The sequence below is a fragment of the Niabella aurantiaca DSM 17617 genome (assembly GCF_000374125.1).
Lineage (GTDB): Bacteria > Bacteroidota > Bacteroidia > Chitinophagales > Chitinophagaceae > Niabella > Niabella aurantiaca.
The window spans coordinates 129,637-150,588 of the sequence record NZ_KB893648.1 but is presented as its reverse complement, the minus strand read 5'-3'; the positions used below and the strand labels follow the sequence as shown (position 1 = coordinate 150,588).

Genomic DNA, 20,952 nt, shown 5'->3' with positions numbered 1-20,952 from the left:
CCCGCCGCGGACCAGCACATAACACGATCGCGAGCGCCGCTATCCCCAGGAGCCGGTTTTTCACTCCGGAGCCGCACCGGGTGGGTAGCCAAAATATTTGAAAAAGATCATGGAAAAGTTAGCAGGACTGGTATATCCCACCTGGCGCTTCGGCCACCGTGGACACACGTTGCTGCAGCAGGTCATGGCACGCTGCATGCGGATGCTCCTGATCGACTCACCGGGATTTACCCGATCAGGTACCTTCCGGTGAAGCTGTGTGCGGCTCAGGCCAATTTTCTGCCCCGGCAGGTCTGTGCTCAGCCGGTCGTTGACCAGGTCTTGCTCAATGGCCGCGCGTACTTTTTTAGGAAAACTCTTTTCTATCGAAGACAGGTCTCCTGCAACGGTAACCGGGCTGCAGTATTTTTGACGCAACGCTGCCGGCTTTGCAACGGCTCCATTACCGTTCATGCGGGATATCGGTAAAATCGGTCTTAAAATTTATAAATCTCCTTCATGCTTTTAATAATGCTTTCTTTACGCCGCCGGCTTACCACGATTTCCTTATTGTTAGACAGGATAAGGGAACCCCCTTCACCTTTTATATATTGCTTAATATGGAGCAGGTTAACAAGGAATGAATTGTGCGGCCTTACAAAACCGGAGTCGGTGAGCAGCTTTTCGTATTCGGAAAGTCCTTTTGAGGAGCAGATCTGTGCACGGTTTGCGAAATGAATATTTGTATAAACGCCACCCGCTTCACAATAAAGTATATCCTGAATATCTATCACATCAAACCCTTTCAGCGAAGGCACGCACAACTTCATTTCTTTTTGTGCGTGTAGCCTGTTCAGGTTATAAAGAAGCGTGGAAACATTGTTGGATGCACTGGCTTCAATACGCTTCACCGCCCTCTTCACGGCCTTTACCAGCAAATCTTCATCAATGGGTTTTAAAAGATAATCGGTAGCGCTGTACTGAAAAGCCCGCAACGTATATTGATTATGAGCGGTAACAAAGATGATTTCGAAGTTAACAGGATCCAGTTCCGCCAGCAGGTCAAAGCCGGTTTTGTCCCGCAAAGAAATATCAAGAAACACCAGCTGGGGATCAAGTGTTTTCGTTTTTTCTTTTGCATCGGTAACCTCCGAGCAGGCTGCAATGATCTCCAGCTCCGGACAATACGCCTGTAACATACTGCTTAAGGCACTAAGACCTCTCGGTTCGTCGTCTATTAATATGGTACGTATCACTTTCTATCCTGTTTAATTGATTAATTGAAAAACGGCAAGCGTTCCGTTACGGTTCTCATCCGTAAGCTCCGATTTGTCCGATATCGTTAACGTGCACTTCATGTTATACTTTTCGTTCAGTACCTCCAGTCTTTCTTTAATATTGATAATACCCAGCGATCGATGAGACCGGATAGTATGCTGCCGCCGTTTCATTGCCTGTTTGATGCCGATCCCGTTGTCTTCAATTTCGCAGACGAGCTTATGGCTATTGCCAAAAAAACGAATAAAAAGCAACCGGTCGCCCTCTTTTCCGCGCAAACCGTGCCAGATAGCATTTTCTACCAGCGGCTGCACAAGCATGGGCGCTATCTTCGCTTCATTCGCATCCAGTTTTTCATCTACGCTGATAGAATAGGAAAATTCGTCAAATCGTAGTTTTTCCATCTCAAGGTATTGCTGCAGGTGCTCTACACATTGTTCCACCGTAATAAACGTCTGTCGCGAGTGCTCCAGGCTCGTGCGGATCAGCTGGGCAAATTTGCTGAGGTAACGGCTGGCGCTTGTCTTATCATCATTCCATATCATTTCTTTAATACTGTTGAGCGAATTGAAGATAAAATGCGGGTTCATCTGCGCATGAAGCCCTTTCATTTCCAGCTCTGCCAACTGCTGCTTCAATGCCGCATCCCTGCGGATGACCCTGGCCCTCCTGTTAACAAGGAAAAATATAAAGCCGGCACACAGCACAGCCACCGCTATCCTGAAAGCCCAGGTTTGCCACCATGGCGGATGTATGGTTATGGGTATGGATGTAACCGCAGCGGCCCATTTACCATCACTGTTCGCAGAACGGAGTTCAAACCTGTAGTCACCAGAAGGCAGGCTGGAAAACGTAGCGTAATTGGTGGGTGCAGGGGTGCTCCAATTATCATTCAGACCTTCCAGGCGCCAGGAAAAAAGATTGTTTGCTTCGTTGGAGAAGTTAGTGGCAGCAAAACTAATGGTTATGAAGTTTTCATTGTACTTAAGCACCAACCCCGGATCTATACTTGATTTTAGGGCATGCAGGGGCATCTCATTTATTTTAATGCCGGTAATAATCGGTGCCGGGCTAAACGTATTTTCTTTTAATAATAATGGGTTAAACTCAGTGATGCCACCGATACCGCCAAAAAGAAGCATTCCATCCTCCCCGGTAACGGCGCAGGCGGTATTGTATTCAAGAAAGCTAAGCCCGTTACCGAGGTTGTAATTTTTTTCTACGCGAAAAGTATAGGGATTGATCCTGTACAGCCCCGTATTGGCACTCACCCAAACTGCTCCGTTCTTATCTTTTTGTACAGCATAGCAAACTTTGGAGGAATTTTTACTGCCGGGGAGGATGTGGGCAACCGCTTTTTTATGTTCCCTGTCATAAACAACCACGCCATTATCTGTCGCTATCCAGAAAAGCCCGCCATCCGGTAACAGATGACGCGCATTCACCGATATCTGCCGTACAGGCTCTGCTATCTCAAAAGACTGCGCATTGATATCATATTTAATAAGTCCGGCACCCGTAGTGCATATCCACAGTACGTTGGCGCTGTCTTCATAGATATACCGGCCAATGAATAAATTATTCTGGAAAATCTGACCGGGGCAGGGTAACCAGCGATGGTTTTTCAACGAAAAAAATACCGCACCATCCTCACCGGTTAAAAACAAACTGTCTGCATTTCTAAGCTTCGCCACGGCGTAAAATTTTTCCGAAGGCAGGTTTTTATCGCCGGTGTGATAAACAATTTTCCGCGTTTTTGGATTGAGTTCCATCAATCCGGCCCAGCTCGCGATCCATAAGCTTTTTTGCTTATCTTCAGTAATGTCGTAAATGGTATTTGCAGATGTTCCAAATACGGAAGTACCCGGGAATTGAGAGAACGTCCCTTTTTTCCTGTCCCACTGCACAATTCCTTTATTCTGCGTACCGGCATAGTAAACGCCGCCGCTGCTTTTAAAAATATCAAATACCATATTATCCGGAAGCGAGGCAGGCTCCTTCGCCTCGTTCTGGATCGTGTGGATCTGGTACTTGAGCGGGTCGTACTTAGCCAGTCCGGAACCACTAAGCCCGCACCATATGATTCCTTCCCTGCCTTTATAAAGCGACAAAACAAAGTTTTTGCCCGGCGACCGGTTATCATACGGATTATGTACGGCTTTAATAAGCCGGCCAGCGGCCGGCGAATAGCGCATAATGCCAAAGCCGCGGGAACCGATCCACAAATTGCCTTCGGCATCTGCGGCAAAACAACCGATACCCCCGGCCCCCGTTTCAAAATGTTTGATATTGGACACTTGCGCCATAGGCGCTTCGATATAATAGCAGCCTCCCGTTAACGTTCCGACCCATAACGAACTATTAAAAGAATACAGATCTTTTATTTCCGGAAAATGATAAGCGGGCAGTAGTGGTTCCGGTTGAAAATCGTCACCGGCCCGCCGAAGCTCAAAAAGCGTATGCTGCGTGGCAGCAATGATTTTACCCCGGTGGGAGACAACGCTGCTCACCTGATGCCTGTAAGAATTCTGGGCAAAATATGTGCGCAGTGTCCTGGTCTTCACATTCAGATAAATCAGTCCTTTATTGAAGGTCACTACCCAATACTCATCAGGAGTAAAGGACGTTATTTTTTTTACCGCGACCGTTTTTAAAGGCTTCGCAAATGGAAATAACTCGTCTATGGCGGCCAGTGAATCACCGGCAGGCACATAAAGACAGACCCCTCCCATAGTGGCGATCCATAACAAATTTTCGCTTTCGCTGAAAAATAAGGAAGAAATATAATTGGATGGAAGCTTTTCACCTTCGGATGTTTGTGGCAGATATACTTTAAACTCTCTTCCATCGTACCGGTTCAGCCCGTCCTGTGTGCCAAACCACATATAGCCATCGGCATCCTGCGCAATGCTGAAACAGCTGTTTTGCGAAAGCCCGTGTCTGGACGAATAATTTTCAAACAATAGCGGTTGGCTGCAGGCCATAGCAACCTTACCCAATAATATCAGTAGCAGTACAGCACGCATAATTACTATAAAGTTAGCTGGTGAACGCTTAAAAAGAACAGCTGAAACATCAGGGCCGATTGATCCCGGCCATCTGCAAACGGGCACCCGCCGTTAATGGTTTCCCGCCCGCCACTAAAAAAATCCTGACCGCATATTTATTTTTCGCCGTTTAACTACAGAGTTGTTTAAGCTTTTCGGATTGCAGCAACCAGGTCTCTCCGATGGGGCCATATGCTGTTCCGTTGATCCATCTTACCGGTATAATGCCCTTACCGGGCTGGCCCACCGGGGCGACCTGCTGAAAAGATCAGACAACTTCAGTATAAAATTAGCACAATCCGGATGAATCAACGTTCGGGAAACACCGCCACCCGTGAAACCAAACCCGCCAGAAACAAAACGCCGGTTGACCTGCGCCGGTGGCATCTCTAATATTGCTTAAAAAATGAAATAGAATGAGCTTCCTGTATACTTTTTTACTATGGTTTGTGCTCCCTTCAGGATGGAAGCAACATACTTCATCCCGCCAGCCTGCCTGCTGTATTGTCAATCTGCGCTATTCCTTCGGCGATGCGTACCGGCTGGACTACGATACGATTGGAAGACTGGAGACTGTAACCCGGTTGCAGGGAAATTTCATCAACCGGTTCCTATACCGGGGAGATACTGTGATAGCAGAAAGCTTCATTGACGGGCTCGCAGATGAAAAAACGATCTACGTGATCAACCGGAACGGGCTGGTAACCTGGGCAAGAGAAGGAAAAACAGACGGCAGTACCTGGCATATCCGCATTTTCGAGTACGATGGCATGCAACTCCGTAAGGTTACCCATACCGACTATCTGGGTGCCGCATATACCTCCTACGAAGTATATACATGGCGTAACGGCAACCCCGTAAAGATCGCCTACTATGACGCCCGTAAAAAACCGGATGGGGTAAACACCTTTCAATATTACGAAGATCAGGCGTCGCGCCCGGGCGATTACTGGAGCGAAACCGCTTTGTTAACAGGCATGAGATCCCTGCAACCCAAAAACCTGCTGAAAAGCATCAGCGGGCCAGAAACAACACGGATCAGCTATGTCTTTGACAGCAAGGGAAAAATAACAGGCATGAAGGAGGCAGAGGACTGGGATACCCGTACATGCATGTATCAATACAAATGCAACTGATCCAATTAAAAAACTTAAAAAATAAATGTATGAAGATAGCACTCCAACCCGCAGAAGCAATCACTGATACCTGGGCCATTTACTACATTCCACCGAATGGCAAACCGGTGGCAGGCAAACTCACGGTCACCAATCAACGGTTGCTGTTCCTGCCACAACATGACGACCACTCATTTTCTTTATCCGTTTACAACCGCGAGGGTCTGCTGACATTTAATAAAATGGAGATACGAGAGGTGAATACCCAAAAGAACTTTCTTTCAAAAAAAGTGCTGGTAACCATGTCGGATCAATCTGTGCACACGTTCAATTATGGGGTGATGAGTATTGACAAATTAGTGGCCGCCATTCAAAACGACTAGCCAGCACATTTCCGTTATCTAAAAATATTTGATATGAAAACCGTTTCATTCCTTCTCTTTTTAAGCGTTGCTTTTTCAATGCCCGGTTATGCCCAGCTATTAAATAAGCTAAAGCAAAAAGCCGCATCGGCCGTTAATAAAGCGACAACTTCAAATCCACAGAGCTCGGGATCCGCCGCCACTGCAACCGGATCCGGCAGCTCAACAGCGCCCGTGCCGACATCCAATAACGCCGGAGCCACGGCCTCTTCATCCACATCAAACAACACCAAAATGGAATATCCCTTTATCGTATTACCGGATGTAAAGTTTTACTTTTCCACCCAACCGTTTACCAACAGCAATGCCGGGGCAAAAACAAGCTTTACCTCCGGGGATTTTATTTACGGAAGATTAGAACTTAGCGACAAAACCCTTTCCGAGGCATTCAAATTAGACGCACAGCCGGCCAAGGGTTTTCACTATCTGAATTATGGCATACTGATCACACCGAAAGGGAAAAGCCCAGACCAGCTCAATTACGATCAGACGATCAAATACACCGTTTATAACAGAAGCCGCCCGATTTTAATAAGGGAGGGGGAAGAAAAAAATACGGCGTTCAATTTCGATGTACTGCCGGAGCCCTCCAAAATATCCACGCTACAGGGAACCACGGAGCTGCCGGAGAAAATCAGCGAGCTCAAATTTGCGGCGGGGATGGATAACTATACCAGTGAGATCAATATTAGGCAATATTTTCCCGCCAACGGAACCTATGCTGTGCAGCTGGTGCTATGGAATTATTCCTTTGACGATTGGGGAAAACCGCTGGAAAGCGAAAAGAATATAATAGCGCTGGGTACGCTGGATTATCAATTCAGTGCAAAAGACGGTGCCACACTTATGGGCAATACAAAAAAGCGCTATGAAGCGCTTGAGATGAAAGAAATGATGAAAGCAAAGCTGAACAGGCTTCCGGACTGGTGGAACAAGCCCTTTACTTCCGGCGACGCCATGCTGAGCTCCGCAAGGCTTACCCCAATGATCAAATCTTATATCAGCCAGTGGGGGCTTACCTACATCAGCCACAAAATTTATCCTTACAGCGCCACCGGGTGGACAATTTATACAGACAGTCAAACCGGTTTCCCGGTATCGCGCAGGTCAAATGCGGAGATCTACCTGTTATATAAAGAAAAAGATGGCACCTGTCATATTGCTTCAGTTACCATTGATGAAAGCTACGCCGGCGGAGGCACTTACGGTTCCCCTTATCTAAAAGGATTGTGGAACGATACGTTTATTGAGTGCAGTGCTATAAAATAGTGTAACAGGGTTTAAAAATATATAAATAAAACAGCGCATGAAAAAGTACAACATCATCTTAAAAACAATCACCATATCCATATTTGTATTCAGCGCATCATGCGGCAGTAAGGATAACGATGTGCAAAAAGTGATTGACAAATATTGCGAACTGAATACAAAAGAGCACAACGCCGCCGGCGGCGCTGAAAAAGAGGCGGCATCAGCGGAAAAGAAAGCCTATGAGAAAGAAGTGGACAGCAAATATTTTAAAGACAACAAAACCTATCAACTCATTATGGACGGAATGAAAAAATGCGATGAAGCGCCTTCCAACAGCATGGAAACCGCAACACCTGCAAAAGCCGCAGCCGGCGAAAGCGATTTGCCGGCCATGTTGCCGTTGGCATACAGTGATGCCGCTACCGTTGCAAAGACCTATTGCGCATTGACCGATCAGGTTATTGCCGCCGCAAAAAACGGAACGGACGACGAGTTGAAGACAATTGTAGCCGCCAAAACAATGTTTGAGCACAATATGGAGGACAGTTACCAAAACAATGCGGAAAGAAGAGATTCCATCTTTAATTTAATAAAGCCATGCATGGAAAAAGAAGTACGATTTAAGCACAGCAACCAATGAGTTTAAAAAGGAATATAGGGGTTTTGCTGCGTTGCCTGGGGATCAACCTGCTGTTGCTGGCAGCCGCAGCAGTCCTGGATATTCTACTATCCGCATTGATGTTCCGGTCTTCTTCCCGCGCCCTTACGATTGTTTCCTTTGCCGTGGCAGGCGTGTTCTCGGCAGTCTGCTGCTTTGGTTCGGGAATGGAGCGCATTGCAAAGGGGCTGGAAGGCCGGGCTGCCCGGTACCTGATGATGGAAATAGCGGCTGTGGGCGCATTGCTGTTTCTGGTGTTGGCTCCATTAAGTGGATGGGACTATAACTGGCCTGTAAAATTTTTTGCCATAACGGAAACTGCAACGGCTGTGTTTTTGTGGAAAAACAAGTTCTACAGCAGTACGGACGCACCCGGCGGAAACGGCACCAATTAAACAAAAAAAGATAAATCTACTGACATGAAATTCTGTATTTTTCTTGCGGCAACCTTCTGCATCTTCAGTTTCACCGGTTGTAAAAAAGACGATTCCGGCAATAAGCCCGACTGCCGCATTATAAAAATCACTGAGCCATTGAGCAATACCGAAGTATTCAGTTACGATGCAAAAGGAAGAATACTGACTGTGGACTACGGCAGTTGGGCTACAAGCTTCCGATACGTTGGCGACTCGATCATAAAAGAAGGCACCTGGAAATCCGTATATGCCCTCAACAGCAATGGCCTGCTGGCCTTTGAAAGAAGGGAATACAACAACAGCGGCACGCAGTGGGAAAAAAGAACCTACGAATATGATGGAACAAAACTGAAACGATCAACCGTTAACAAATACTCCGGAAATAATATACGGACATACACCTGGAGCAATGGCAATATGATCACGGAGCAGATACAGGGGGCCGACTACAGCCAAAGCACATCGTATGAATATGATACCGGCAAACCTTACAGCCCGGGTGATTATTTCTCGTGGGATCTATTAGAAAACGGTGTAGAAACGATCCGCAATAAAAACCTGGTAAAGAAACGAACCAGCATATATATTGACAACAATCCCGGAAGTTCCACTCCCGGCGTTCCGGAAACGGAGATCAGCAACTATAATTACGCTTTTGACAGCAATGGAAAAATTATTTCCATGACCGTAACCGATCAAAACAACAGCAATCCATCTACTTATACTTACGAATACCATTGCAATTAAATCCCGTTAACATGACATCCGCATACTTTCTGCCCGTTCTTGCTTTTATCGCTGGACTCTCCGGTCCTGCAACGACTCCTGCCCCTTTACCGGGATGCCGGATCACCGGGATGACCAGCGATGCGGAAGACACCCTTCGCTTTTTATATGATGCCAAAGGCAGGGTACAACGCATCACCGGGCGGAATGGATATTTTACCCGCTTCGATTACTGCAGCAATACGATCGTTGCAACGGAAACCAGAAATGACTCTCTTTTGTATAAACGTGTAATGACATTGGGATGCAACGGAATGATGAGTAACCTGTTTGAGGAAACCTGGCACGGAGGGATCACCAGCTGGGCGTTCAGATCCTATACGTTCAGCGGAACGGCATTGACGGGGATCACGACCGTTCTTTCATCCGGCGCAGCGCCCATACAGGCTACACTTACCTGGAACAACGGCAATTTTATTTCTGAAACATCGAATGACGTGAAAAGGGAACTGGACAACGGCTACCGCTATGAATACTATACTGACAAGCTGGTGCAACCCGGAGACTACTGGTATATCAATCTATTGCCCACTTTGGGCAGGGGAGATAAACTGTACCGGAATAAAAATCTGCTTAAAAGCATCCGGTCTGAGAACGGCATCATAACGATCAGTTACCAGTTTGATAAAGATGGAAAAATTATTTCCATGACAAAAACAACCGGCAACAGCAGTAAAACATGGCATTACGAATACCAATGCGGCTGATCGCATGTAATGATAAAAACGTTCTTATGATAAAAAAGTACATACTGCTACTCATCCTGCTTTCCGCAGTATGCGCATGTAAAAAAAAGCATGCTGATACAGCAGATAACAATACCGCCTCCGGCGTTTATATAGCAGGCAATGAGCTGAACAGCGCCACCGATACCTATATTGCCAAGTACTGGAAAGACGGCAAAGCAACAGCCCTGACGAACGGTTCCTACAATGCCTTTGCCACTGCTATTGGCATATCGGACGCAGGCGATATTTACGTAGCAGGATACGAATTCGACAATACCCATTCTGTGGCCAAATACTGGAAGAATGGAACGTCCGTTTCATTGAACGAGGGCAACAGAAATGCGTATGCGTATGGTGTGGTGACCGACGGCCGGGATGTATATGTGGCAGGCCATGAGCAAAACAGTGTTAACGGCGCTTATATTGCAAAATACTGGAAGAACGGAACGCCGGTAGCCCTTACCAATGGCCAGAACAATGCTTATGCCAATGCCATCAAAATCGCAAACGGAACCGTTTATGTAGCGGGTAACGAAAAAAGCAACATTACCGGCAAAAGCGTCGCCAAATACTGGAAGAACGGAGCCGAAATTGTACTTACTGATGGTAACAGGGATGCCTATACCACCGACCTGGTTGTAGATGGTAATGATATTTATGTTACCGGTTATGAACAAGGGCTTACCTCCGGAGTATATGTGGCCAGGTATTGGAAGAACGGAACGCCTGTTTCCCTTACCAACCAGCAATACAATGGTTATGCAAACGGTATTGTGATCCGCAACAATACAATTTACATAGCCGGTTCCGAACGCAATCCCAGTACGGCCAATAATGTCCGATACTGGAAAAACGGGATTGACAATCCGGTTTCCGGCGCTCAAAAGACCACTTCCGCCGGCGCAATTGCCGTGCAGGGAAATGACGTGTACGTCGTAGGTGGCGAAGCAGGAACAAGCGTGGAAGCAATGGCAAGATGCTGGAAAAACGGCAGCCTTTTGTATTCCTTAAATACGGAAAGCTATTTCCGGGACATCCTGGTAAAATAAAAAAGCGTTTTGAACGGAGGATGGTCCGTGGGCCGCTTCCTGTGGAGTTTTATTCCGGGAGCCTGGTGCCGTTACCGGAATTTATTCCATCTCCGCCGGAATGATTTCGCAGAAGGGCGCCGGGCAGGGAACGTGGAAACGGCATTTAGGCAAAGAGGACCTCAGTTCCTTTGTTTCACACAACTAAAAACAACCACTATGAAGCTTAAATTACTCTTTTCGCTATTTATCCTGACATCGTTATTTGCCTGCCAGAAAAAAGATCTGGATGCACTACGCCGCGATCTGGATGAGCAAAAAGACCGCATTGCCCAATTGGAAGCCCTTTCGGGCACTCTGAATGCCGACGTAAAAGCCCTGCAGTTGCTTACAGCTGCATTGCAAAAGAATATCAGCGTAAAAAACTACACGGCTACTTCCACCGGCTACCTGCTCACCATGAGCGACGGCTGCAGCATTGAGCTGAAAAATGGCGTCAATGGCACAAACGGCACGAATGGCAGGGACGGTAAGGATGGCAGGGACGGCGCCAATGCCCCGCAAATAGGCGCAAAGCAGGATACCGATGGCCGGTATTACTGGACACTGGGCGGCAACTGGTTACTGCAAAACGGGCAAAAACTTCCGACCATGGGTATGGACGGCACCAACGGCACTGATGGAACCGATGGCGTCACACCGCTGCTGCAGGTAGATACCGGTACCAACCAATGGATGATCAGCTATGATCAGGGCATTAACTGGAATACAGTAAAAGACAGTAATGGCACCCCTGTTCCGGCCACAGGTCCACAGGGCCCTGAAGGACAGCCCGGTGCCACAGGCCCGCAAGGCCCCGAAGGCGTGTCCGGTTTTACCATCATCGAAACGGACGAAGCAATTGCAATTACCTATATGGGCGTCAGCTATACTTTTCCAAAAAGTGCCGCTTCCCCCGGACTTTATAAAATAGTGCTGGTTACAACAAAATCGTTAAGCGAATCATTAAATATCCTCGTAGATGCAGCGCCGGCCGACCGTTCGGGCGTATGGATCGACCTGAACAATGATGAAAAGCAGGATCCCGGGGAAAAAATAAATGAGTTCGGTGGAGACTTTATAGAACATTATCCACTGAATGTTACACAAACCATTACAATTTATGGAAAAATCACCCGCCTGGTTTGCGACGCCAACAAGCTCAGCCATCTGGATGTTTCCCAAAACAACGCCCTGACCAAACTGTCCTGCATAGGCAATCAGCTCACCAGCCTCGATGTTTCCAAGAATATCGCTTTAGATTACCTGTACTGCTACGCCAATCACCTCGGCAGCCTTGATGTTTCCAAGAATACAGCATTGATCCTGCTTGATTGCTCCACCAATCCCCTCGGCAATCTCGACGTTTCAAAAAACACGGCGTTAACCCTGCTCGGCTGCTCCTACAATCAACTCAGCAACCTCAATGTTTCTCAAAATACCGCTTTAACCCACCTGTCTTGCGCGGGCAATCAGCTTACCGGCCTCGATGTTTCAAAAAATATCGCTTTAACGACACTATATTGTTACACCAATAAGCTCAGTAGTCTTGATGTTTCCCAAAACACAGCTTTGGCCACTCTTGACTGTTCCGGCAATCAAATTAAAAATACGCAGATGACAGCACTCATCACCAGCCTGCCGGTAAGCACCACCGGTGCTACAGCCTACATTTTCGAAGATCTGGTCATCAACGGCAATACGATGCCCGCTGCATCCGAAATAGGCGCTGCCAATGCCAAGAACTGGACATTATATAAACGTGACAACTTCGGTGCCGCTATAGAGTTAACGCCCTGAACCCACGTCGTAAAGGCTCAGGTTACTGTGCGCGGCGGGTTATGAAAGCAAACGCCTGAGTCCCGGAATCAGGACCTTCAAACCCAACCGCTTTATTCACTCCCAAAAAAAGCAATATGAAAAAAGTAATACTATTTATGTTCGCAATAACCATTTCCGCCGCGACCAACGCGCAGTCGCCGCACAGATCAGTTGTACGGGATACGCACGATAAATATGCGAACCAGGAAGTAGTATATGCTGCTACCACCAAACTCCCCGAAGGAACCGAGTTTAAAAACAGAAATTATCAGGAAACGGGTTACCGAGGTCGCCCTACCTGCAAAATGATATACTACGTAACCACTTTTAAAATTATCAATTATGAAAAAAATAATGCTGACGGCAATCGCCGTATTTCTCTTTGCAATCGTTCATGCACAATTAAAAAGAAGCAAAGATTATTTAAAAGGAGGCACCGATACCACCTGGCATGATTTATCGGGGTCACTAAAACGTACAAAAACAATTACCGGCAACGCCAGGCTGCGTACTGAGCCTGGTAAATACACCCTTTACGCATCCTATAAAAACAGGAGGATAACAGGTTATTATGCTATGGATACAAAGGGACATAAAATTCCCGTAACGTATACTACAAAAGCTGCAGAATGCTTTGCATGTATTCAGGTTCCCGGCGGGATCAGTAAATGCTATAAAATTGATTGCAACGATCTGCCAGAAGGGAAAATAGAAAAAAACAATATAAGAACCGCACATTAAAACACCTCATTGTAATGCAGAACAAAAAATCCCAAACCGTGAAACCTGCTGTTCCAACAACGCATAGTGATCAAACATTTACAGGAACAAAATGAGCGGGTATGGAGAACAGAACTTTAACAGATCGATGGGTGCTCGTTTATAAGCGTGGCTTGGGGGGGCAGGTGTATGGGCGTTTTAGAAACCATCGGGATGACCTGTTTCGCCATTCTATTTGTAGGTTGTTTATTAATGGCGATCGCATCCATATCAGGGGTTCGCGGTTTACCGCTGCCCGCCTGGAACACGGCCAAAGAGGGTGCCTTTGCGAATACGGCCTTTCAGCTGTTTTCCCTCCTGGTCGCCGGCTGGCTGGCCTGCGACAGCGTCAGGCACCTGGTAAAGATCATTAAAGACATCTTCACCTGGAACCGCAAATATGAGGGTGTGTTAATCATCGTAGAGAAGAAGCGCTACAAAGGGTTTCGCATAAATTATCAAATGCTGGCGCTTGAATGCGCTGATGCAACATGGGAAATATCCCCCGGCTAAAGCGCGGGTATTTATTGCGGCCCGGGAAAAAAATACGGATCTTTTTTACCGGAGGGACAAGAACAATTAAAAAGTTATGGGTGTACGATTAACCTGCTGTTTCGGGCATCGTCCCGGGGCCCTATGCTATCCCCCCGCTGCCGGGCGGCTATAATCGACAAATGGAGCAAGCCTTAAAAAGAAAAATAAATTTTAGTAACTAAACGATCGCAATTATCTGTTATAATGGAAAAAGCAACGCAATCAAAATTGGTAGTACGAGATCTGAAAGTGCACTGCAGCGATGAATGGATGGCCGATGGCACTAAAAAATACCGGCGTGTATTTGACCGCTATGAACTTCGTTTTATTTATGTGGAGTTCTCTTTTTTCAACAAGCTGTTTGACGAAGAAGACTGGGAAATAAACCTTACCCTGGAATGTACTGTAAAAACCACCAACCCCATTAAGCTGTGCAGCCTGCCGCAAACCCGCAAAGTGAGCAAAACAGAAAACATTGTTTATATCCGCGAAAGCTGGGGTAGTCCCGTGCCCGGTGATTTTTGGAAGATGGGCGATTTTCGCTGGGATGTGATCATCGATAATACGGTGGCGGCCGAAACTGTTTTTCATGTAGAAGACCTGGGACCGGACGCGCTGGCCCGGAATGCATACCTGGCGGTTGAATCTGTAAAGTTATTTGAAAGCGAAGCCGACATAAAAGAAGGTGCCGGAAGAAAAAATTACAAGGTATTTAAAAGAGCCGAAACCCGCTATGTATGCGCAGAAGTGATATTCCGGAACCGGAGCGAAAAAGGGTTTTATGCCGAGCTGTTCTTTCATTACCTGGATAATGCCGGGCTCCTCAAAGGCAAATCATCAGAGCTGGTTTATGTAAAGCCGGGCACACCAGGCCAACCCTACACCGTTACCAGCGGATGGGGCAACAATACGCCCGGTATGTGGAACAGTCACGAATACAGCCTGGAAGTTTATTTTATGGAAACGCGGTTAGCCAGCCGGGCATTTCAGATGGGTGAGCAATGGGTGGAATGGAATGAAACCGATTCCGGTCAACCAGGCGCCGGGGCTGCAAAGCCGCCGCCGGCAATACAAAGCGATGGCACATTTCAGGAGCCGCAAACCATTTTACAGGAGCGCCTTGCCGAGCTCAATGCACTGACCGGTCTCGCAAATATTAAAATCGATGTAAATGAGATAGTAACACTGGTAAAATTTTACCGGGAAACCGGCAGGGACTTTCTCAATAAATTTTCGTTGCACTCCGTGTTTACCGGCAATCCGGGCACGGGCAAAACCACGGTGGCAAGGCTGCTTGCAAGCATTTACAATGCGCTGGGCATTTTAGAAAAAGGACACCTTGTAGAAGTGGACCGGGAAACGCTTGTGGCAGGCTTTATCGGACAAACGGCTATTAAAACAAAAGCGAAATTAGACGAAGCGCTGGGCGGTATTTTATTTATCGATGAGGCCTATTCACTGGCCGGAACAGAGCTTTCAGATAATGATTTTGGCAGCGAAGCCATTGCTACCATTCTGAAATACATGGAAGACAACCGTGGCAAAATCGGGATCATAGTAGCCGGATACCCACACAACATGCAGGCGTTTATAGAAAGCAATCCCGGCTTGCGCAGCCGCTTTGATAAATACTTTCCATTTATGGATTACACTCCTGAAGAACTGTGGAGCATTGCCCGATTAATGTTTGACAGCGAAAAAGTATCGCCGGATGAAGCCGCATCGCTGCACCTGAAAAATTATTTGAAGTGGTTGTTTGAGAACAGGGACGAAAATTTCGGCAATGCGCGAACTGTAAGGAACATCGCAGCTGAATGTGTAAAAAATCAAAACCTGCGATTGGCAGTAATACCTAAAGAAAGCCGCACTGCCGAAATGCTGAGCACTATTATTTTGGACGATGTAAAAGAGTTTGACATCAATGAACCGGATCGATGGGGCGAAGACAGGCGCCCCAACAGGATCGGGTTCAGGCAATCTGCCACTTAAAATCGAATCAGGACCATTTTAAATTTTAAACAAATGCAGGAATCTATTCATTATTTCTTGGACCATGCCACCGCAAAAGTCAGTTTAACCGTAACCGATGGGCAGTTCATTGTCGAAACACAGGGAAAGGGCGCTTTGGATAAGCCCAGGCATATTGATATCCTTTTATCAAACCTCGGGCACTTTTGCCTTGTGGCAACTGTCAAAGCCCAAAACCTAAGTAATTTTCGCAATGCGGGCGACTACTCTTATGATTCGGAATTTATTTTCTCGTACCGGGAGGGTCAGAAAATAAAAAACAAACGGGTCTTTGTAAACAGCCGGGACGTTTCTTTTGCCGAGGTGCTCAACGAGCTGGAAAGAAAACGGCCTGATGCCAGCCTGCTCCATCTTCCACCCGAACAAGCCCTCGAACAGATCGGGGCAGCCTCTGCAAAGAAAACCTTAGGCCTGTTCCTGATATTGCTGATCGGCATACCGGTCCTGATCGCCTTCGTTTTTATTATTCTTAAAATAATCCGTCCTTAAATGCCCAAACTCATTCTTGCCGTTATTGCACGCCTCCTTGCATCACCGTATATACGGGGCGCTCTACTATTGTTTATGATCGCAGGCAGTTACCTGGGCATCCGCAAATGGGCAGACCGGCGAACAGAAAGGGAGCAGGATACTGAAATTGTTCGTGAGGGCGAAGAGTACCTTGGCACCTGGGGCAACCGGTCAGACGCCGCCTTCATCATTTTCCGTTTACACCGGAACGGTGCATTCACATTCAGGATAAAGGAAGCTTCCCAAAAAGATACGGTCATCACCACCGGGCAATACGAATGGCTGCCGCTGAGGGATGCCCGCAGCATCAACGACTATCCGCGTATCATTGCCCGTGATGCCAGCGGAGATACGATCTTCAACTATTTTGTTGCCTACATTACACCCTACGATTCTAAAACAGACAAAACCGACCGCATGGAGTTATCGGTGAATGGAAAAGCGGATACAACGGGATATACATTTTTCAGATTGAATCAATAAAAACAGTCCATATGCAGCAACTGACCCAGTCCCTGTGCTTTCTCGCTTTAACCGGAATGATCGCCTGTGGCAACCCCACTTCAAAAAAAGGTATCGATCCGGAGGCATTGGACAGTGTACAAGCACAGCACAACAAAGAATTAGCAGCCGCCACCGCGAAGCGGAATACACTCAGGGCCGGAGAACTGATAGCACTGGCTGGCTGTAAAGATCTGAATTGTATTGAACAGTACATGAAAAATCTTTCACCCGATTTTATTTATCTTAGAAAAGGCGAATGGGCGGCACAGCAGCGTATCACCATTGCAGACACATCCGGCAACGAACTGACCCTGCCGGCATCCACTTTTTATGTAGATACCAACCCGCAGGCCAGCTGGCGGGCGGCGCACACCGTTCATACAAAAGAGCAGGGCGAACGCCTGTTGGACGAGTTTAAAAGCTTTGGCTTTCAACTGGCCGGCGAAGGCTATTATCTTGGCCTGAAAAGCAAGCAACAACAGTATATTTCTGGAAAATACCCCGGCATAAGCCTATACTTAACCGCCACCTTCCGTCCCTGGGGCCTCAAAGGCCTGTACGAAAACAATGTTACCTGGCCCTGCTATGTATTTGAAGCATATGAAGACCAGTAACGGCATCCTGCTTTAAGAGAAACGCCTGAACAGGCCTCCGGACCGAATCCGGCGGGACCACATCCCAAAAATGCTTCCACCGGGATCAGTATGCTATTCTGTTCCAGCTGCACCGCTTTTCTGATCCGTAAAGCCCCGGATCAGGGCACCCCGCCGTAGTTCGCATTTACGCGCCAACCCGGGAATAAAAATGTTATGCCTACACCCTGTTTATACACGCCATTTTATATCTATATTTGAACCAACGAATCATGAACTTTTCCTACCGTGTTCCATTATGCCTGCTGCTGCAGCTTGCCGCTTCAATATGCTCCGGGCAATATTATTTTAAACATTACCAGGTAGATGACGGGTTGGTCCATAATGCGGTAACCGCCGTTATACAGGATAGTAAAGGGTTGATATGGATCGGGACCCGTGGCGGCCTGAACCGCTTTGACGGGTACTCCTTCAAAACCTATAAAAACAATAAAGACAAATTCGGCAGCCTGGGAAACGATGTGATCAACAGCATCGTTGAAGATAAGAACCGGATGATCTGGATCGGCACCGGAAAAGGCCTTTTTAAATATGACCCATATAAAGAAGTGCTGATCCAACTGGAGGCCGCCCCGAAAGAATATACCAACAACCTTGTTATCGACAATGACAATAACCTGTGGTTTCTTACGCAATTTTCCCTGTACAAATACATACAGGCGGAGAACAGAGTTGAGGATCTAAAAACACCGGCGTCCTGCATTGCCCTGGATGCAAACAGGAACCTGTGGATGGGAGACGACGATGGCAATATTCATATTTACGATCCTCAGAAAAAGACCGGCACCCGGATAAGAATCGTTAATAAGAACCTGCCCGCAAATGCCCGGTCCATCAGCAAAATATATCCCATCCATAATAACCAGCTGCTGATAGGCTGCTTTAAGCAGGGGTTAAAAAGCTATGATACAAGAACCGGCATCGTCCGATCTTTACCCCTGGATACGCATGAAAATAGCGACATATTTGTCCGGGACATCGCCATGGGCAACAACGGGCAATACTGGATCGCTACCGAATCGGGGATTTATATTTACAACTTGGCCGCCAATACAGCCATCAACCTTAGGAAACGTACGGGCGACCCCTATGCCCTGGCGGATAATGCCGTCTATGCGATATGCAGGGACAGGCAGGGGGGCATGTGGGCCGGCACTTTTTTCGGAGGGTTGAATTATTACTCAAAAGACAATGCCCGGTTTGAAAAATACTATCCGTTGTCCGGTGTCAATTCCATTTCAGGAAATGCGGTGCGGGAGATCTGCTCTGATAACCGGGGCCATTTATGGATCGGTACCGAAGATGCAGGCATCAGTAAACTGAATTTGGAAACCGGGGTCTTTACAAACTATACGGCTACCGAAAAAAAAGGAAGCATTTCCTATCCCAATATACATGGCCTGCTGGCATGGGGAAACGAATTATTCATCGGTCCCTTTCTACAGGGCATGGAGATCATGGATATGCGCACCGGTTCGATTACCGACCGGTTCAAGCTCATCCGTGATCAAAACGGACCGGTAAGTGATTTTGTAATTTCGATCTACCGGACAAAAGACAACAAGCTGCTGGTAGGCACCGCGTATCGCAACGGCGGGCTATTTGAGTACAATACCAGACAAAAAACATTCAGACGGATTCACCAGATCCCTTTTAATACCTATGTTTATGATATTTTCGAAGATTCGGAGGGGAATATCTGGACGGGCAGTGTAAAGGAGGGCGCCTTTTACTACAACCCCAAAACCGGCCAGCATGGTAATTTACAGTTTGGCGATACCACCAAAGGCCGGACGATCAACGAATTTCCCGTGTACAATATTTTTGAGGACAGCAATCATGCTTTATGGTTTGCCACGATCGGCTGCGGGCTTATAAAACTAAGCGCCGACCGGAAGACCATGAAACGGTACACGACCGTAAACGGTTTGCCCAGCAATGTAGTATACAGCATCCTGGAGGACGGCTCCAAAAATTTATGGATCAGCTCGCTCAAGGGTCTTATCCGTTTAAACATCGCTACAGAAAAGATTGAAGTTTACACCCGGGCCAACGGACTGATGACGGACCAGTTCAATTATAATTCTGCTTATAAACATACCGATGGCAAAATGTATTTCGGCTCCGTTAAAGGAATGATCGCTTTTGATCCGGCTCTGTTTGATCAAAAGGAGCCCAGCCCGCCAACCTACATTACCGGTTTCCAGATCAATAATAAAGAAGTGGAGCCCAATGGAGATCACAGCCCACTTTCCAGGTCCATTTTATACACCGACACCGTTCTGTTGAAATACGATCAAAACAATTTCAGTATTGAGTTTGCGGCATTGAACTTTTCTGCCCCCGAAGCAACCCGGTACAAGTACCAGATGAAAGGCATCGATCAATCGTGGACCTATCTCAACACCAATCGCAACGCCTATTTTACCGATCTGGCACCAGGAAAGTATGAATTTATCGTACAGGCCGAAAGCAATACCGGAAGCTGGACAGGCAGGCAACGCCGGCTCTATATCCGGATCCTTCCCCCCTTCTGGAAAAGCAACGCAGCATACCTGTGCTACCTGTTGCTGCTGGCTACAGGAGTCTTTACCGCCACCCGCTTATACCGTCAATACCTGGAACGGAAAAACCTCCGGAAGCTGCAACTTTTTGAACACGAAAAGGAAAAAGAGATCTACCAGGCGAAGATCGAATTCTTTACCAATATCACCCATGAGATACAGACCCCGCTTACGCTGATTGCCGGGCCCATTGAGTGGCTGAGCAAAAAATTTGATAAGGACCCCGGCATAAGGAAAAGCCTGACGATCGCAGAAAAAAACACCCGGCGCCTGGTGGCATTAACCAGCCAGCTGCTCGACTTCCGGAAGACCGAGGCCAACCAGTTCAGTTTAAATTTTGTAAAAACAGATATTGTTGCGCTGATCGCTGACCTGGTAGCCGGTTTTAAAGAGCAGGCCACGGGCAACAGGATCCGGCTGAATGTGGAATTGCCGGAAAGCCCCTTTATGGCCTTTGTAGACAGGGAAGCCTTTATTAAAATATGTACCAACCTGGTATCGAACGCCGTTAAATATGCCGACACCCGGGCCACCGTGCGTATCGGAACGGTAACAGATGCCGATGCATACTTCACGATCTGTTTTGACAATGACGGCAAAGGCATTCCCGAAGAATTCAGGGGGCAGCTCTTTGAGCCCTTTTTCAGGGTGCGTGCCAACAATAAACCGGGAACCGGCATCGGGCTATCGCTTGCAAAATCGCTTACTGAGCTGCACAATGGAACGTTGCAACTGGTCTCCGGTGAGCAGGATTTAATTATTTTTGAGCTGCGGCTGCCCATACATCAGGAAATTGAATTTCAATTAAGCAGTTGGAAAAAGATAAAATAGC

General features: G+C 47.1%; 20 protein-coding genes. 16 read left to right on the top strand and 4 right to left on the bottom strand.

The genetic code is table 11. From position 1 onward, the window contains the following. Window positions 1-60 precede the first annotated feature (60 nt). From B160_RS0126490 to B160_RS0126480, 3 genes are read right to left on the bottom strand one after another with little or no spacing between them, the layout of a single operon-like run. Complete coding sequence (locus B160_RS0126490; RefSeq protein ID WP_018630999.1) at window positions 61-453, bottom strand: helix-turn-helix domain-containing protein; 393 nt, start codon at window positions 451-453, stop codon at window positions 61-63. Window positions 454-476: 23 nt separating this feature from the next. Next, window positions 477-1,235: a LytR/AlgR family response regulator transcription factor gene (locus B160_RS0126485; protein ID WP_157558246.1), complete on the bottom strand. Its 759-nt coding sequence runs from the start codon at window positions 1,233-1,235 to the stop codon at window positions 477-479. A 12-nt stretch (window positions 1,236-1,247) separates the two neighbouring features. After that, the gene (locus B160_RS0126480) at window positions 1,248-4,283 is read right to left on the bottom strand and encodes a ligand-binding sensor domain-containing protein (RefSeq protein WP_018630997.1); all 3,036 of its coding nucleotides are present in this window, start codon (window positions 4,281-4,283) and stop codon (window positions 1,248-1,250) included. 437 nt (window positions 4,284-4,720) lie between these two features. On the opposite strand from B160_RS0126480, the gene B160_RS0126460 reads away from it, so the two are divergent. Together B160_RS0126460 and B160_RS0126455 are read left to right on the top strand one after the other, a co-directional pair. Next, entirely contained in the window at window positions 4,721-5,440 is a 720-nt protein-coding gene (locus tag B160_RS0126460; RefSeq protein ID WP_018630993.1) for a DUF4595 domain-containing protein, read from the top strand. Window positions 5,441-5,469: 29 nt separating this feature from the next. Continuing rightward, window positions 5,470-5,802: a PH domain-containing protein gene (locus B160_RS0126455; protein WP_018630992.1), complete on the top strand. Its 333-nt coding sequence runs from the start codon at window positions 5,470-5,472 to the stop codon at window positions 5,800-5,802. Window positions 5,803-5,888: 86 nt separating this feature from the next. On the opposite strand, the gene B160_RS30225 is transcribed toward B160_RS0126455, so the two are convergent. Continuing rightward, a complete protein-coding gene (locus B160_RS30225; RefSeq protein ID WP_040680532.1) occupies window positions 5,889-6,074 on the bottom strand; it encodes a hypothetical protein in 186 nt (61 codons plus the stop codon). Between the two features lies 1 nt (window position 6,075). On the opposite strand from B160_RS30225, the gene B160_RS0126450 reads away from it, so the two are divergent. The 14 genes from B160_RS0126450 to B160_RS0126380 all read left to right on the top strand — a co-directional run bounded on the left by B160_RS0126450 (window position 6,076) and on the right by B160_RS0126380 (window position 20,951). Next, the gene (locus B160_RS0126450) at window positions 6,076-7,110 is read left to right on the top strand and encodes a hypothetical protein (protein WP_040680531.1); all 1,035 of its coding nucleotides are present in this window, start codon (window positions 6,076-6,078) and stop codon (window positions 7,108-7,110) included. A gap of 37 nt (window positions 7,111-7,147) precedes the next feature. Next, entirely contained in the window at window positions 7,148-7,732 is a 585-nt protein-coding gene (locus B160_RS0126445) for a hypothetical protein (protein WP_018630990.1), read from the top strand. Further along, entirely contained in the window at window positions 7,729-8,145 is a 417-nt protein-coding gene (locus tag B160_RS0126440) for a hypothetical protein (protein ID WP_018630989.1), read from the top strand. The genes B160_RS0126445 and B160_RS0126440 overlap by 4 nt, the downstream gene beginning before the upstream one ends. Before the next feature lie 24 nt (window positions 8,146-8,169). Continuing rightward, window positions 8,170-8,913: a hypothetical protein gene (locus B160_RS0126435; RefSeq protein ID WP_018630988.1), complete on the top strand. Its 744-nt coding sequence runs from the start codon at window positions 8,170-8,172 to the stop codon at window positions 8,911-8,913. Window positions 8,914-8,924: 11 nt separating this feature from the next. Next, on the top strand, window positions 8,925-9,659 hold the full coding sequence (locus B160_RS0126430) for a DUF4595 domain-containing protein (protein ID WP_018630987.1): 735 nt from the start codon (window positions 8,925-8,927) through the stop codon (window positions 9,657-9,659). A gap of 26 nt (window positions 9,660-9,685) precedes the next feature. Then, a complete protein-coding gene (locus B160_RS0126425) occupies window positions 9,686-10,729 on the top strand; it encodes a hypothetical protein (protein WP_157558244.1) in 1,044 nt (347 codons plus the stop codon). Between the two features lie 198 nt (window positions 10,730-10,927). Then, window positions 10,928-12,547: a PL29 family lyase N-terminal domain-containing protein gene (locus tag B160_RS30935; protein ID WP_018630985.1), complete on the top strand. Its 1,620-nt coding sequence runs from the start codon at window positions 10,928-10,930 to the stop codon at window positions 12,545-12,547. Between the two features lie 363 nt (window positions 12,548-12,910). Then, complete coding sequence (locus B160_RS0126415; RefSeq protein WP_018630984.1) at window positions 12,911-13,309, top strand: hypothetical protein; 399 nt, start codon at window positions 12,911-12,913, stop codon at window positions 13,307-13,309. A 192-nt stretch (window positions 13,310-13,501) separates the two neighbouring features. Next, window positions 13,502-13,840 carry a hypothetical protein gene (locus tag B160_RS0126410; RefSeq protein ID WP_018630983.1) on the top strand — a complete coding sequence of 113 codons (339 nt, stop codon included), beginning with the start codon at window positions 13,502-13,504 and terminating at the stop codon, window positions 13,838-13,840. A gap of 225 nt (window positions 13,841-14,065) precedes the next feature. Continuing rightward, entirely contained in the window at window positions 14,066-15,850 is a 1,785-nt protein-coding gene (locus B160_RS30930; protein WP_018630981.1) for an AAA family ATPase, read from the top strand. 33 nt (window positions 15,851-15,883) lie between these two features. Then, window positions 15,884-16,378, top strand: a complete 495-nt coding sequence (locus tag B160_RS0126395; protein ID WP_018630980.1) for a hypothetical protein — start codon at window positions 15,884-15,886, stop codon at window positions 16,376-16,378. Further along, complete coding sequence (locus tag B160_RS0126390; RefSeq protein ID WP_018630979.1) at window positions 16,379-16,882, top strand: hypothetical protein; 504 nt, start codon at window positions 16,379-16,381, stop codon at window positions 16,880-16,882. Window positions 16,883-16,893: 11 nt separating this feature from the next. Next, a complete protein-coding gene (locus B160_RS0126385; RefSeq protein ID WP_018630978.1) occupies window positions 16,894-17,517 on the top strand; it encodes a hypothetical protein in 624 nt (207 codons plus the stop codon). Window positions 17,518-17,768: 251 nt separating this feature from the next. Next, window positions 17,769-20,951 (top strand): ligand-binding sensor domain-containing protein, encoded by a 3,183-nt coding sequence (locus tag B160_RS0126380; protein ID WP_018630977.1) that lies wholly within the window; start codon window positions 17,769-17,771, stop codon window positions 20,949-20,951. Window position 20,952: the final 1 nt, after the last annotated feature.